Annotated in this window: 11 protein-coding genes; 8 read left to right on the top strand and 3 right to left on the bottom strand. The window is 63.4% G+C overall.

Annotated features, from left to right (window positions below; all coding sequences use genetic code 11):
- The first annotated feature begins 49 nt into the window (after positions 1–49).
- Together KTR60_RS19590 and KTR60_RS19585 are read left to right on the top strand one after the other, a co-directional pair.
- On the top strand, positions 50–673 hold the full coding sequence (locus tag KTR60_RS19590) for a PadR family transcriptional regulator (RefSeq protein WP_007736146.1): 624 nt from the start codon (positions 50–52) through the stop codon (positions 671–673).
- A gap of 2 nt (positions 674–675) precedes the next feature.
- Entirely contained in the window at positions 676–2,160 is a 1,485-nt protein-coding gene (locus KTR60_RS19585; protein WP_228401174.1) for a DHA2 family efflux MFS transporter permease subunit, read from the top strand.
- On the opposite strand, the gene KTR60_RS19580 is transcribed toward KTR60_RS19585, so the two are convergent.
- Complete coding sequence (locus KTR60_RS19580; RefSeq protein WP_228401173.1) at positions 2,120–3,520, bottom strand: FAD-binding oxidoreductase; 1,401 nt, start codon at positions 3,518–3,520, stop codon at positions 2,120–2,122. The genes KTR60_RS19585 and KTR60_RS19580 overlap by 41 nt on opposite strands.
- Between KTR60_RS19580 and KTR60_RS19575 the strand changes: the two genes are divergently transcribed.
- The 4 genes from KTR60_RS19575 to KTR60_RS19560 all read left to right on the top strand — a co-directional run bounded on the left by KTR60_RS19575 (position 3,519) and on the right by KTR60_RS19560 (position 7,376).
- Positions 3,519–4,319, top strand: coding sequence for an enoyl-CoA hydratase/isomerase family protein (locus KTR60_RS19575; RefSeq protein WP_007736151.1), 801 nt, complete (start codon positions 3,519–3,521; stop codon positions 4,317–4,319). The genes KTR60_RS19580 and KTR60_RS19575 overlap by 2 nt on opposite strands.
- A gap of 93 nt (positions 4,320–4,412) precedes the next feature.
- A complete protein-coding gene (locus tag KTR60_RS19570) occupies positions 4,413–5,606 on the top strand; it encodes a class I adenylate-forming enzyme family protein (protein ID WP_030536925.1) in 1,194 nt (397 codons plus the stop codon).
- Positions 5,607–5,641: 35 nt separating this feature from the next.
- Entirely contained in the window at positions 5,642–6,403 is a 762-nt protein-coding gene (locus tag KTR60_RS19565; RefSeq protein ID WP_003945127.1) for a crotonase/enoyl-CoA hydratase family protein, read from the top strand.
- Between the two features lie 7 nt (positions 6,404–6,410).
- A complete protein-coding gene (locus tag KTR60_RS19560) occupies positions 6,411–7,376 on the top strand; it encodes an adenosine deaminase (protein WP_003945144.1) in 966 nt (321 codons plus the stop codon).
- Between the two features lie 3 nt (positions 7,377–7,379).
- Here KTR60_RS19560 and KTR60_RS19555 read toward each other — a convergent pair whose 3' ends face one another.
- Complete coding sequence (locus KTR60_RS19555; protein WP_228401172.1) at positions 7,380–8,693, bottom strand: D-arabinono-1,4-lactone oxidase; 1,314 nt, start codon at positions 8,691–8,693, stop codon at positions 7,380–7,382.
- Positions 8,694–8,771: 78 nt separating this feature from the next.
- Between KTR60_RS19555 and KTR60_RS19550 the strand changes: the two genes are divergently transcribed.
- Positions 8,772–9,419: a TetR/AcrR family transcriptional regulator gene (locus KTR60_RS19550; protein ID WP_020908434.1), complete on the top strand. Its 648-nt coding sequence runs from the start codon at positions 8,772–8,774 to the stop codon at positions 9,417–9,419.
- A 70-nt stretch (positions 9,420–9,489) separates the two neighbouring features.
- On the top strand, positions 9,490–10,665 hold the full coding sequence (locus KTR60_RS19545; RefSeq protein ID WP_007736155.1) for an amino acid deaminase/aldolase: 1,176 nt from the start codon (positions 9,490–9,492) through the stop codon (positions 10,663–10,665).
- 29 nt (positions 10,666–10,694) lie between these two features.
- Here KTR60_RS19545 and KTR60_RS19540 read toward each other — a convergent pair whose 3' ends face one another.
- Complete coding sequence (locus KTR60_RS19540; RefSeq protein ID WP_228401171.1) at positions 10,695–14,138, bottom strand: TM0106 family RecB-like putative nuclease; 3,444 nt, start codon at positions 14,136–14,138, stop codon at positions 10,695–10,697.
- Positions 14,139–14,194 lie beyond the last annotated feature (56 nt).

The following is a 14,194-nucleotide window of genomic DNA, read 5'->3' as shown; positions in this document are numbered from 1 at the left end:
TGGAATAGTCAAGAAATAGTCAATTGCGGCTTGTCAGGGAGGGGGACTCATGGGTGACGTGTCTCTGACGCCTCTGGGAATCACCGTTCTGGGCCTGCTGTCCGAGCGTTCGATGCATCCGTACGAGATGTATCAACTGGCCTCGGTTCGCCGGGGCGATCAGTTGGTGAAGATCAAGCCGGGATCGCTCTATCACACGGTTTCCCGGTTGGAGAAGCAGGAACTTCTGGCTTCGATCGGGACCGATCGTGAGGGCAACCGGCCCGAACGGACGACGTACGAGATCACCGCCCGGGGCCGTGAGGCCCTCGAGCATCAACTACGTGAGATGTTGGCGGTTCCGGTGCGGGAGTATCCGCGGTTGCCGCTCGCGCTCGCCGAAATGCACAACCTCTCCGCGTCCACCGCGTGTCAGATGCTTCGAATTCGTCTCGCGCACCTCGACAAGACGATCGCGAAATTCGAGGCCGACTACGAAGCGCTGAAGGCGGCGGAAAAACCACGAATCTTCACGGTGGGCGCGGACTACGCCCACGCACTGACCGTCGCCGAAAGAGAGTGGATCGGCGCGTTGGTGACAGACATCGAGAGCGGCGAAATGCCCTGGCTCTCACAAGAACTTCTCGACCGGCTGGCCGGCTCCGCAGGCTCGTCCGCACTACCTAAGGACTGAAGATGGAAAAGCAGGTCAATCCCTGGCACGCGCTGTGGGCGCTGTGTATCGGGTTCTTCATGATTCTGGTGGACAGCACCATCGTCGCTGTCGCCAACCCTGCGATCATGGAGGACCTCGGCACCGACATCAACAAGGTCGTCTGGGTCACCAGCGCGTACCTGCTGGCGTACGCGGTGCCGCTGCTCGTCACCGGCCGGCTCGGTGACAGGTTCGGACCGAAGAACCTGTACATGATCGGCCTCGTACTGTTCACCGGCGCTTCACTGTGGTGTGGTCTGTCCGGCAGCGTCGAGATGCTCATCGTGGCAAGGGCTTTCCAGGGGCTGGGCGCCGCAATGATGACGCCTCAGACGATGGCCGTCATCACACGCACGTTCGCGCCGAACAAGCGTGGCGCCGCAATGGGCCTGTGGGGCGCGGTTGCCGGTGTTGCGACGCTGGTCGGTCCGCTTGCCGGTGGTGTGTTGGTCGACAATCTCGGCTGGGAATGGATCTTCATCGTCAACGTCCCGGTCGGTGTCATCGCCTTCCTCCTCGCGTGGAAGCTTGTTCCGTCGTTGCCGACCAGCGAGCACAAGTTCGACATCCCCGGCGTGATTCTCAGCGCCGCAGGCATGTTCCTGCTCGTGTTCGGAATCCAGGAAGGCAGTTCGTACGACTGGAACGGATTCGTCTGGAGTCTGATCGGCGCCGGTGTGGTGTTGCTCGCGGTGTTCGTGTTCTACCAGTCGCGCAACAAGAACGAGCCCTTGCTCCCACTCGAACTCTTCAAGGACCGCAACTTCTCGCTCGCCAACGTCGCGATCACCGCGATGGGCTTCGCGATCACGTCGATGGTCCTTCCGCTGATGTTCTACACCCAGGCAGTTCGCGGACTCTCCCCGACGCAGTCGGCGCTCCTCCTCGTTCCGATGGCCGTGCTGACCGGCATTCTTGCGCCGATCATCGGCAAGCTCGTCGACAAGACGCATCCGCGCTACATTGCGGGCACCGGCTTCCTGCTGTTCGCGATCGCCCTGGGCTGGCTGGCATTGGTTATGTCTCCCGACGTCGCGATCTGGGAACTGCTCCTGCCGATCGGCCTGATCGGCTTCGCCAACGCATGCATCTGGTCACCGCTCGCGGCCACCGCCACACACAACCTGCCTCCGATGCAGGCCGGCGCCGGCGCCGGCGTCTACAACACCACCCGGCAGGTGGGTGCGGTTCTCGGCAGTGCCGCGATCGGAGCACTGATCACCGCACGATTGGCGGCTCAGGGTCTGACCGGCGGCAGTTCCGAAGCCGGAGTGGGTCACCTACCCGAGTTCGTCCGTGAACCGTTCAGCACGGCGATGTCGGAGTCGATCTGGCTGCCCGCCGGCGTGCTGCTCATCGGCTTCGTCGCTTCGGTGTGCTTCGCTCGGCCTCTGCGCGGCGACGCACACGACGACGCGATGGCCGTCAGTGCCGAAGCGCGTCGGGAAACATCACTGCACGATTGAGATAGTCGCTCGGGTCCAGGGCTCGCTTGATCGCCCACATCGTGGCTATGTCCTCCGCAGAGAGGGCCAGGTCCAGATAGTTGCGTTTGAGCGAGCCCACCCCGTGCTCGGAACTGACGTTTCCGCCGTGATCGCGAACCAGTTCGAGGACGCTGCGGTACACGGTGTCGGCGTTCGGGCAGTTCAGGACGTTGAGGTGGATGTTTCCCTCGGCGACATGTCCGAAGAGGATCGGAATTGCCTCGGGGGCACGACTTGCGATCACCGCCGCGGCGTCCTCGGCGAAGGTGGCAAGCGAGTCCAGCGGCAGCGCCGCGTCGAATTTCAGTGGGGGACCGAACAGTCCGACCACTTCGGCGAAACACTCCCGCGCCGCCCACAAACGCGTCGAGCCGGGATCGTCGACCGCCACTGCCGGGGTCTGCGGTGGGTCGATGCGTTCGAGCAGCTCGGCCAGGTCTTCCAGCGGATCGTGGGCCGCGGACACCTCGGCGAGCAGGTACCACGGTCGCCCCGTCGGCACCGCGGCGTTCAAATGGCGTGCGGCCAATTCGAGTCCACGGCCGTCCACCAACTCCAGTGCGTCGACGCCGTCGAGAGTGCGCAACGTACGCCCCGCGTCCACGACGTCTTGCAGTCGGTCGAAACCGGTCAGCGTCGTGACCCGGTGACTCGGTACCCGTCGTAGTTTCAGATCGACTGCCGTGACCACACCAAGAGTTCCCTCGCTGCCCACCCACAGTGCGGGCAGGTTGTATCCGGAATTGTCGGACAACACTTTCGGTGACCGGCGCACATGAGTTCCGTCGGGGAGTACCACCTCGAGTCCGAGCACCTGTTCGGCCATGTTCCCGTATCGAACCGTGTGCAGGCCACCGGCATTGGTGGAGACCATGCCGCCGATCGTCGCCGTATCCCGTGAAGCTATGTCCACGCCGAATTTCAGGCGGGCGGCGGCGGCCGCCGAATGTACCTGCGCGAGTGCCACTCCCGCACCGACGGTGATCCGACCGGCGGCAACATCGACTTCGCCGATCGCCTCGAGGCGTTCGGTGGAGAGCAGGACGTCGTCGTGCTCGGGCACCGTCCCGGCGACCAGACCGGTTCGCCCGCCCTGAACGGTGACCGGTACGCCGCGCGAGCGGCACACGTTCAGCACTGCCGAGACTTCGGCGGTATTTCCGGGTCGGACCAGAGCGCTGGCGCGCCCGCTGTAGCGCCCTGTCTGGTCGGTGGAACGGGTCGCCAACACGTCGGCGTCGTCGACGACGAACCGGTGTCCCACAACGTCCGCGAGTGCATTTCTCAGACCCTCCACCCGACGATCGTAGGCCGGTTCGATGTGGCAGTGTGGCGGCATGACTGCTCCCGAATCGCATCCCACCCGCCTCGAGCGCTTCACCACCGATGGTGGTGCCGAGGTGGCTGTCCTGACGTTCGCGCACGGACCACTCAATCTGTTCGATCAGGCCATGTTCGACGCGGTCATCGCCGATGTTGCAGCGCTGACCGAAAACCCACCGCGCGCTGTGCTTCTGCGCGCCGAGGGCAAGGTCAACTCGGCCGGCGTCGACGTCCATGTGTTCGACGGACTGAACCCGGAGCAGGGAGCGGAATTGTGGCGCGAACTGTTCGCCCAGATCTGCCATCCGCTCGAGGCGTTGCCGTGCCCGGTCATCTACGCGGCGCACGGGCTGACGCTGACTGCTGCCTTCGAGATCTCCTTGGCCTGCGACATCATCCTCGCGGCGCCGAAGGCGAAGTTCGGACTGGTCGAGACAGTGGTCGGTCTGACGCCGTCCATGGGTGGACCGCAGCGTTTGGCCGAGCGCGCCGGTTCCGGACGGGCTCGGGAGTTGGTCATGACCGGCGATCTCTACGACGCCGCAACTCTGCACTCGTGGGGCGTCGTCAATGCCGTTCACGACGATGTCGATGCTGCGGCGCGTGCCCTGGCGGCCCGGTTGGCGGACGGGCCCACGCGAGCCCACGACGCCACCAAGCAGATCGTGGCGGCCTGGCGTTCCGGCGGGATCGCCCACGCGGATTCGGTGACTCCCGGGGTGTCCGGTGCGCTGTTCGCCACCGATGACCTACGCGGCGCTGTCCGCAGTTTCCTCGAGGTCGGACCGGGCAAAGCGGTCTACTCCGGAAAGTAAGTTTGCGACGATTATCGCCAGAGACCTCCACGAACTGTGATCCACGTCATATAGTCGAATGGCCGGTGGGTTGTCAGTGACGTGGAGGTATCGATGCGGTCGACGCTTGTGGAATACCCGTGTTCGACTCAGCTCCTCGCCGACGCCCGTGTCACCCGTGCGGGTGACGGGGTGCTTCGGTACAGCCAACTCGACCCGTCGCTGTCCGAACTCCTCGATATCGCCGTTCATCGATTCTCCTCACGCATCGCGGTGGAGGAGGTCGACGGCGAGCAGGTCACCTTCGCGGAGTTGTGGGCCGAGGCGTCGCGGGTCGCAGGCGGGCTGAAGTCGCGAGGCGTCGAGATCGGTGACCGTGTGGCCATTCGCGTCGCCGCCGGGGTGAGGTGGATGGAGGCGTGCCTCGGCGTCATTCTCGCCGGCGGTGTTCCAGTCTCCGTGGGTGTTCATCTGAGCGACGACGCGGCGGACTTCGTCATCGCGGACAGTGGCTCGGTGTTGGTGCTCGACGGGGAACTCCCACACGGTGTTCCGTTCATCGACGACGGTGCCGCCCCGGAGGAGATGGCGATCCTCGCGTACACCGCCGATTCTTCGGGTGAAATGCTGGGCGTCGAGTTGAGCAACGAGAACGTGCTCTCCGCCATCGTCGGCATTCTGCACTCGCGCGATTACGGCGTCGAAGGTGTGCGCAATCTGTTGGTGGACAATGACTTCAAGTCGGTACGGCAATTCGTGCACGTGCTCGCGACGTTGGTGGTCGGTGGAACGGTGGTCCTCGCCGGCGACTTCTGGCGTGAGAGTGTGCATACCGTCGACATCGTGACCGGGCGGCCCGAGGACCTGCTCGAGCCACGGTTGCTCACCCTTGGACCGGCGGCGCGTGCCGGTTCGAGGTCGGTTCAGTGGATCGATTGCAGCGGGTCGCCGATCACGGCCGAACAGGAATCCAAGCTGCTGACCCTGTTCCCGGCCGCTCGGCATGTGATCGGGTGGGGCAAAACCGAGACCTGTGGGGCTGGTCTCATTCTGCCAACCGAGTCGGCGCCCACCCACCTCGGAAGCGTCGGAATCGCTTTCGGTGGAATGGAAGTGGCGTTGTACGGCCCGGATGCTCCAGGTGGTTTCGGTGAGTTGCTGTGCCGTGGACCGAGTGTCACGCGTCGGTATTGGAACTCGCCGCAAGCGACCTCGACGAGGTTCACCCAGGGGTGGTTCTGCACTCACGACACCGCGCAGATCGACCCCGATGGCTTCGTCCGTATTGTCGAACGCAACGTCGCGTAGTCACGCGAGCGTGGTCGACAAACGAGAGGGACATCATGGCGGACGAGGTTCTCACCGAGCGGCGCGGGCGGACACTGATCATCACCATCAACCGGCCCGAGGCGCGTAACGCCATCAACTCGGCGGTCAGTCACGCATTGGCCGCTGCGGTCGAAGAGCTCGATGCGGACGACGATCTGTCCTTGGCGGTGCTGACAGGAGCCGGCGGAAACTTCTGTGCCGGTATGGATCTGAAGGCATTCGTGGCCGGCGAGAACGTACTCGTGCCGGGACGCGGTCTCGGATTCACGGAAGGGCCGCCGCGTAAGCCGATCATTTCGGCGGTCGAGGGCTTCGCGTTGGCAGGCGGCACGGAACTCGTGCTTGCCACCGACCTGGTGGTCGCGTCGTCCGAAGCGAAGTTCGGTATCCCGGAGGTCAAGCGAGGGCTGGTCGCGGGTGGAGGCGGATTGTTGCGCCTGCCCAAGCGGATTCCGTACCAGAAGGCATTGGAACTGGCCCTGACCGGTGACAGTTTCACAGCCGAGGAGGCCTACCGCTACGGCTTCGTGAACACGTTGACCGAGCCAGGTAAGGCGCTCGAAGGCGCGCTGGAGCTGGCTGATCGCATCACCCGCAACGGACCGCTCGCGGTTGCGGTCACCAAGGAGATCATCGTCAAGGCCGGCGGTTGGTCCGACGACGAAGCTTTCGCGAAGCAGTTGCAGGTCATGGCGCCGGTGTTCGCGTCCGAAGATGCACGCGAGGGCGCGACGGCGTTCGCCGAGAAGCGCGCCCCGGTCTGGAAGGGGCGGTAACACCGACATGGCTACACCTGTCGCAGAGCTGCACATGCACATCGAGGGTTCTCTGGAACCCGAACAGATTTACCGACTTGCCGAGCGCAATCGAATGGACTTGCCGTACAAGGACATCGACGATCTGAAGTCGAGGTACGAGTTCACCGATCTGCAGTCGTTCCTCGATCTCTACTTCGCCAACATGGCCGTCCTGCGCACCGCGGAGGATTTTGCCGACCTGACGCGAGCGTACTTCCGCCGCGCGGCTGCCGCCGGCGTCGCGCATGCCGAGTTCTTCTTCAATCCACAGGCGCACGTGGTCCGTGGTGTTCCGCTGACCGAGGTCCTGGACGGGATCATGGATGCGGTGGCATCGAGTGAGCGCGAGTTCGGGCTCAGCAGCGCGGCAATCGCCGCCATCCTCCGAGATCAGCCCGTCAAAGACGCCGAGGAGATCTTCTCCGAGATAATTCGCCTGCAGGCTCCAATCGTCGGGCTCGGACTCGACTCCGCGGAGGTCGGCAACCCGCCGTCACTGTTCGAGGACGTGTTCGCTCGCGCGCGTGCCGAGGGTTTGCACGTTGTGGCTCACGCCGGTGAAGAGGGACCGCCCGAGTACATCTGGCAGGCGCTCGACATTCTCGGTGCCGAGCGGATCGACCACGGAGTCCGGGCACTCGAGGATCCTGCCCTGATCGAGCGTCTGGTCGACGAGGAGATTCCACTGACGGTCTGCCCATTGTCGAACGTTCGTCTGCGGGTGTTCGATTCGCTGTCGGATCACCCGCTTCGATCGATGCTCGAGATGGGTTTGATCGTCACGGTCAACTCCGACGACCCGGCCTACTTCGGGGGATACGTCGACGACAATTTTACCGAACTGGGCCGAGCCCTGGGTCTGACCGAGGCCGAGCGAGACACCCTCGCCCGGAACTCGATCAAAGCCTCGTTTGCGAGCGATGCGCGAAAAGCGGAACTGCTGCGGCACTGACCGTCAGTCGCCGAGTACCTGACGCAAGTATTCGTTGTCGAACACACGATTCGCGTCGTACTTGTCTCGAACGGCGACAAAGTCGTCTAGTCGGTCGTACGTAGGACGCAGGTCGTCGACGGTCCGGTTGTGCATTTTTCCCCAATGCGGCCGGCCGTCGACGGCGCGCGCGATTGCCTCCACTGCGGCGAAGTATTCGGTTTCGGGGCGTCGGTGGTACTGGTGTACGGCGATGTATGCGGTGTCGCGTCCGTGAGCAGTGGAGAGCCAGAGGTCGTCGGCGGCAGCAAAACGTACTTCGACGGGGAATGCGACGTTAGTTCCGGACTTCTTCATCCAGCGGTCGATTTCGTGGAGTGTCTCGGTGACGTGTTCGCGGGGAATCGCGTATTCCATCTCCTTGAACTTCACCCGGCGCGAAGACGCGAATACCCGGTAGCTGCGATCGGTGAACTCGCGGGCGCCGAGCAATCGGGACGACACGTTGTTGATTCTCGGGATCGCGGCCGGTGCCAGGGTGGCAACGCGGTTGACACCTTCGAAGAGTGTGTTCGAGAGGAGTTCGTCGTCGACGAACGCGCGGACCTTGCCCACCGGATCGGGTTCGGTATCTCCGGGGAGTCGCGTATTGCTCTTCGTCAGGACACGATCGGTGTGCGGGAACCAATAGAACTCGAAGTGATCCAGGCCCAGGCGATCGCCCTCGAGGGTGTCCAGTATGTGAGACAGCGTGTCGGGTTCCTCGATTGCGCGAAGTGTGAATCGCGGAACGCAGGCGAGAGTGATCTTCGAAATGATGCCGATTGCGCCCAACCCGAGGCGGCCCGCTTCGAACAACTCGACGTTTTCGTCGGCGCTTGCGGTAACGACGGATCCGTCGGCGAGAACGATCTCGATTCCGCGAATCTGTGTGGCGATACCGCCGAATCGTGCGCCGGTGCCGTGCGTGCCGGTGGACGTCGCGCCGGCCAGTGACTGGACGTCGATGTCACCGAGATTTGCCATCGCATATCCGCGGTGCCACAAGGCGTCGTTGAGAGCATGAAGGCGAGTGCCTGCAAAAACAGTGACCAGGGCACCGTCGTCGGTCGGTGTGATCGAGTCGATTCCGCTCAAGTTGTCCAGGCTGACGAGGACACCGTCAGTGACCGCGACACCGGTGAACGAGTGGCCGGCGCCGACGGCCTTCACACGTTGGCCACGCGAGGCGGCCTCGGCGACCAACGACGAAAGTTCACGGGTATTTGTCGGCGTCGCAAAGCGACGCGGCGCGGCGCTTTGAGTGCCCGCCCAGTTCTGCCAAGTGTCCGAAGCCATTACGCAATAATGTACTTGGACGGTCGTCCAGGCAAGTATTGCGCGAAGATTTTGTCATTTGCGTTCTACGATCATTGGATGCTGAACAGGCTCCCGGCGGACGAACGCCGCACACAATTGGTCGAGTCCGCCTTGTCTATTGCGGAACAGCGCGGTGTCAGTTCTGTGACGGTAAGGGCGGTGGCAGAGGAGGCCGGGGTATCGCTCGGCGTCGTTCATTACTGCTTCGAGAGCAAGGAAGCGCTGATCGCGGCAATGGGTGAAACGCTCATTCTGCAACTCAGTGCGTCGATGCAGTATGCGTTCGCGCAGGTCCGCCACGCGCCGGATCTCAGTGGCGTGCAGGGGCTCAGGGAATTGCTGCACATCGGCCTGACCGGAATGTGGCCGACTATCGAGGCAACCCCGGATCGTCAGTTGTTGACCTACGAAATTACCGCGCAGGCACTGCGTAGTCGCAATCTCGGAGCCGAACGTGCTGGGGCGGTTGCATTTGAGCAGTACCGAATAATGGATGAGCTCGCGGTGTCGTTTCTCGAAGAGTGCGCCAAGATATCGGGCACGGTGTGGACGGAGCCGTTGAGTTCGATTGCGCGACTGAGTCTTGCAATGATCGACGGCCTTGTTCTGCGATGGCTGGTCGATCGTGACTCCGACGCGACTATTGCCGAGTTCGGAGAAATGGTTCAGGTAATCGCCAACAAAGCCGTGGTCGCGCCTCAGTAGAACCGCAATCCTGGACATACGTCCAGGATTGGTGATTGACTGGTCGCACGCCGCGACGATTGGATCATCTGTGACCAGGACCCTTGATCGACTCACTGCTGCCACGCGAGAACTCGACCCGCCTCTGGCTGCTCTGGATCTGACCACACTGCGCAGTAATGCAGCCGACCTGGTGCGCCGCGCCGGTGGAACCCCGGTGCGAGTGGCGAGCAAATCGGTTCGTTGTCGGACGGTTCTGGCTGAAACTCTCGGCGACACACTGACCGCGTCCGGCGGATTCCGCGGAATCATGGCGTACTCACTGCGCGAGGCTCTGTGGCTGGTCGGGCTCGGCGCACGGGACATCCTGATGGGGTACCCGACTGCCGATCGTGGCGCCATCGCGGATCTCGCTGCCGACGACACCGCTCTCGCATCGATCACCTTGATGGTCGACGACGATGCGCAGTTGGACCTCATTCGTTCGGCGTCGACGGGGGATGCGCCTGTCCGCGTGTGTCTCGACGTCGACGCGTCACTGCGGATCGGCCCGATCCATCTGGGCGTACGACGCTCGCCACTGCGCGAACCTGGCGCGGTCGCCGCACTCGCGGCGCGTGCGCGCCAACGCGGATTCTCCGTCGTCGGAGTGATGTTCTACGAAGCCCAGATTGCCGGCCTTCCTGACACCAGTGCTCCGATCGGTTGGGTCAAGAAAGCCTCTGCCCGCGAATTGGCGTCCAGAAGGGGCGCTGTGGTCGCGGCCGTCACCGATGCCGTGGGTGCACTCGAGATCGTCAACAGCGGCGGTACGGGGTCGCTGGAGGTCAGCTCGGCCGATCCTGTGGTGACCGAGGTAACAGCAGGCTCCGGACTGTACGTACCGACCCTGTTCGACCGCTACCGTGCCTTCCGTCCCGATCCGGCGCTGTTCTTCGCGCTGTCGGCCGTGCGCAAACCGACGCCGTCGGTCACGACCCTTTTCGGCGGCGGATACATCGCGTCGGGACCTGCCGGAGCCACCCGCGTTCCGTCACCGGTCTGGCCCGCTGGTCTCAAACTGCTCCGCAACGAAGGAGCCGGCGAAGTCCAGACGCCGGTCACCGGGAAGGAAGCCGGAAACATCGCGATCGGCGACCGCGTGTGGTTCCGTCACGCCAAGGCCGGCGAGCTGTGCGAGCGCTTCGACCGCGTGTACGTGGTCGAAGCCGACGGCACCCGAACCTCGGTTCCCACCTATCGCGGCGAAGGGCAGTGCTTCGGGTAGGGCAGTGCTTCAGGTAAGACAGGCTTCGGCTAGCTCGTCAGCCTCATGAATGCACCCAGTTCGACCAATCCCGCAGGCGTACTGGGCATGTACTGCGTCAACGCGTGCGATCGAACGATGATCGCGCACCACTTGCCGCGTGAGACAGCAACATTGAGACGGTTTCGCGACAGCAGGAACGACATCCCTCGCGGGACGTCCTCGACGGCAGATGCGGCCATCGACACGATTGCCACCGCAGCCTCGCGGCCCTGGAACTTGTCGACGGTCCCGACCTCGACCTCCGTGAGACCGGCCTCGGTGAGATCGCGCTCGACGGTGCCCACCTGGGCGTTGTACGCCGCGACCACGAGAATGTCCGACTGCTCCAGCGGCCTGGTTCCCTCGAACTCGCTCGGGTCGGTCCAAGGCGTACCGAGAAGGCCCTGGATCTGGCGAACGATTTCCTGGGACTCTTCCGGGGAGTAGGTGGAATTGCCGCGGTGATCGACGAACACCGTGTGTACTCCGGCAGCGAGTCCGTCGAGCTTTCTTGCCGCACTCACGGTTTCCTGGGAATGCAGCTTGCCCTCGTACGACAATGCGGACACGGGCGCACACAGATCCGGGTGCATCCGCCACGTTTTCTCGAGGAAGTAGCCGAGTTCGGGTGGCAGTGCGCCGTGTCCCTCGGCGAGCCAACCGAGTGCCGATTCGTCGACCGGTTCGGGGTGAGTGCCTTGGCTCACCTGCGGCAACTGCTGCGGATCGCCCAGCAGCAACAGGTTTCGCGCGGAAATCGCGACGGCAATGGTGTTCGCCAGCGCGAATTGGCCTGCTTCGTCCACGACGAGCAAGTCCAAGCTGCCCGCTGGAACACGATCGGTGTTCGAGAAGTCCCACGCAGTGCCGCCGATGACACAGCCGACGCCTTCGGCCTCGGCGATGAATCCCGCATATTCTTCGGATGCGATGTCCTGCCATTCTGCGGTCTTGCTCCGGCTGCCCTTCTTCGCGACCAGTGCAGGGTCCACGCCGGCCTTCAGAATGCCGCCGAGCATGTTCTCGACCACCGAATGTGATTGTGCCACCACGCCGATTCGCCAATGGTGTTGTTCGATCAGTGTCTTGACGACACGAGCGCCCGTGTAGGTCTTGCCCGTACCAGGGGGACCCTGTACTGCCACGTAGGAATCATCGAGGTCGAGAAGTGCGGCGGTGATGGCGTCGGCGTAGTTGTTGTCGGTGCCGACAGGTGGCAGCGCTGAACCCGAGAGGGTTCTCGGGGTGCTGCGCCTGAGAATGTCGACTGCCGCGATGTGTGGCAGTTCGGGCAGGCTCTCGCTGGCGTCGGACGCGGCAGCGGCGATGGACTTCTCCATGCGTCCGGTGGGAATCGGACGACCAGGTGCCAACGCGACAGGGGAATCGATGTATTCGTCACCGCTGAGCAGTTCTTCCACGGTGACCACGTCGAGCCCTTCGGACTTGACGACGGCGGTGACCTTGACGCTGCTGGTGCCGCGCTGGGTGGGGTTCTCGCTTGCAACGGCATCCGGGGAGGGGGTTGCGTAGAGCGCGAAAAGATCACTGCCCGGGCTCAAAGACGTTCCGGTGCCGAAACTTCCGGTCAATTGGATGTGGCGACGAAACTTCTTCTGCCGCGCGGTGCTCTTGTGCCAGTCCGTTTCGATTTCGGACTGCTCGACCACCATGACGTCGCGGATGTCCACGAGGTCTTCGATCGGTGTGACCAATCGGTCGAAGTGGGCCCACCAGTACGGCTTCCGCTCGCGATTGTGGTAACCGACTGCTGCGGCCAATAGAGCAGCAGCCTGCTGATCGGAGGTGCGTGTCGAACCGGCCTTGTGGCCGGCGAAGTCGCGGAGTGCGATTTCCGATTCGGTGAGTTCTTCGAGTGGAATCTTGATCTGTCCGGTCGGCTCTCGAAGTTCGACACCATGTTCTGCGGCGCGCTCGGCGAGCCAATCGCGCAGGCGGAGAGTGGATTCGCAGTCGTACTCGTTGTAGTCGGAGATGCCCTGAAGAAGTTCCCTGGCCTGGTCGGCTTGTCCGCCGTCGCGCAATTCGCAGTAGTCGGCATAAGCGACGACCGAGGCGGCGGCGTTGGTCACGTCACCGTCACGGCCGTGCTCACCCATGTAGAGCGGCTCGAGTTTCTTGATGCTGTACGAGCGTTGTCCGATCCGCAGGCACGCGCGGACGATCGGGTACAGGTCTACGAGCACGTTCTCGCTGAGCAGGGTGTCCACGGTCTGCTCGCCGACACCGTGACGTGCGGCCAAGCGCAACAGCGCCGATTTCTCGTACGCGGCGTAGTGGTAGATGTGCATGCCTGGATGAGCTTCTCGACGCGCGGTGACGTAATCGAGGAAGTCGAGGAGCGCCTGGCGCTCACCCTCGCGATCGTGTGCCCAGAACGGCTTGAACACGTAGTCGTCCGCAGGCCCTTCGACCACACCGAACAGATACTCCAACCCCCAATCGGTGGACCCGTCCTCGGCCCAGAGCGGATCGCCCTCGAAGTCGAAGAAGATGTCGCCGTCGTCGGGGATGGGGAGTCCGCCGAGCGCCGAGGGTTCGTAGACCTCGAATTCGGCGTCGCCGGACAGTTCCTGGCGTAGTTGAACCGCTGCCTGTGCACGGAGCTTGTCGAGTGTTTCCCGGCGGATTCCCTCGACTGGGCCGGTGCTCGCGGCGAGTTCGTCGATTGTCGTGATCCCCGAGACGATCAGCTGTTCACGCTGATTGCCGCGGACACCCGCAACCAGCAGCAGGTCTCGATGGCTTTCGACCTCGACGCTGCAGGTGTCGCATCGACCACAACGCAGGTACCGATCGTCGAGCCACTGTGTCGGTTTCCCCTCGGCGCGGTGCTCGTCGAGGACTCGTTCGAGTTCAGCTCTACGTGCCGCGAATACCGGCGCGATGTCTCCGATGTCGTGCGACGACGTGCTGCCGTCGCCTAGCAGTAGATGAACTTGATCGGAGGCGGCAATTGCATTGCGCTCCAACGCATCCGCGTATGCGGCGAGTTGTAGAAGTGCCGACACCTTGGCGTGCCGGGAGAGCTTGCTGTCGTAGACCGCGTAGGTGTCGCCTTCGCGGACGAGGAAATCGCAGAACCCGAGGAATCGGCCGTCGAAAAAGGTTCCCTGATAAATGACTGGCGCGCCCGATCGTGCTGCCTCGACGGTGGCCAACGTGGCAGCGGTCAGGCCTGCGCGTGAGTGTTCCGGTCGCGGCATGACGACGACGCCGTCTCCGTGCTGATCGATGAACTTCTGAAGCTGTTCGCGCTCGTGCGAGTCGCCGAGGCTCGACGTCCGTTCGAGCATCGGATCCGCCTCGGCGGCCTCGGCCGCGATCAGACCGGTTCGGGCGTCGAGTTGCCGCAGCAGTGCGAACTCGCACAAGGCCGCAGCCGAGAGGTCGCTGGCGCTGTAGACGATCTGATCATCGAGTAGGAACACAGGGCGATTGTGCCATCGCTCACCGACAAGGCAACCCACCAGTAATCGCTCACGAG

The organism is Rhodococcus sp. C1 (assembly GCF_020809065.1).
GTDB lineage: Bacteria > Actinomycetota > Actinomycetes > Mycobacteriales > Mycobacteriaceae > Rhodococcus_F > Rhodococcus_F qingshengii.
The sequence above is the reverse complement of the archived record's forward strand: the minus strand, read 5'-3'. Positions and strand labels throughout refer to the sequence as shown.

What these genes read in the sequence shown, in the direction of transcription:
- KTR60_RS19590 (WP_007736146.1), top strand. Translation starts at nt 50, where the DNA reads ATGGGTGACGTGTCTCTGACGCCTCTGGGAATCACCGTTCTGGGCCTG.
- KTR60_RS19585 (WP_228401174.1), top strand. Translation starts at nt 676, where the DNA reads ATGGAAAAGCAGGTCAATCCCTGGCACGCGCTGTGGGCGCTGTGTATC.
- KTR60_RS19575 (WP_007736151.1), top strand. Translation starts at nt 3,519, where the DNA reads ATGACTGCTCCCGAATCGCATCCCACCCGCCTCGAGCGCTTCACCACC.
- KTR60_RS19580 (WP_228401173.1), bottom strand. Translation starts at nt 3,520, where the DNA reads ATGCCGCCACACTGCCACATCGAACCGGCCTACGATCGTCGGGTGGAG.
- KTR60_RS19570 (WP_030536925.1), top strand. Translation starts at nt 4,413, where the DNA reads ATGCGGTCGACGCTTGTGGAATACCCGTGTTCGACTCAGCTCCTCGCC.
- KTR60_RS19565 (WP_003945127.1), top strand. Translation starts at nt 5,642, where the DNA reads ATGGCGGACGAGGTTCTCACCGAGCGGCGCGGGCGGACACTGATCATC.
- KTR60_RS19560 (WP_003945144.1), top strand. Translation starts at nt 6,411, where the DNA reads ATGGCTACACCTGTCGCAGAGCTGCACATGCACATCGAGGGTTCTCTG.
- KTR60_RS19555 (WP_228401172.1), bottom strand. Translation starts at nt 8,693, where the DNA reads ATGGCTTCGGACACTTGGCAGAACTGGGCGGGCACTCAAAGCGCCGCG.
- KTR60_RS19550 (WP_020908434.1), top strand. Translation starts at nt 8,772, where the DNA reads ATGCTGAACAGGCTCCCGGCGGACGAACGCCGCACACAATTGGTCGAG.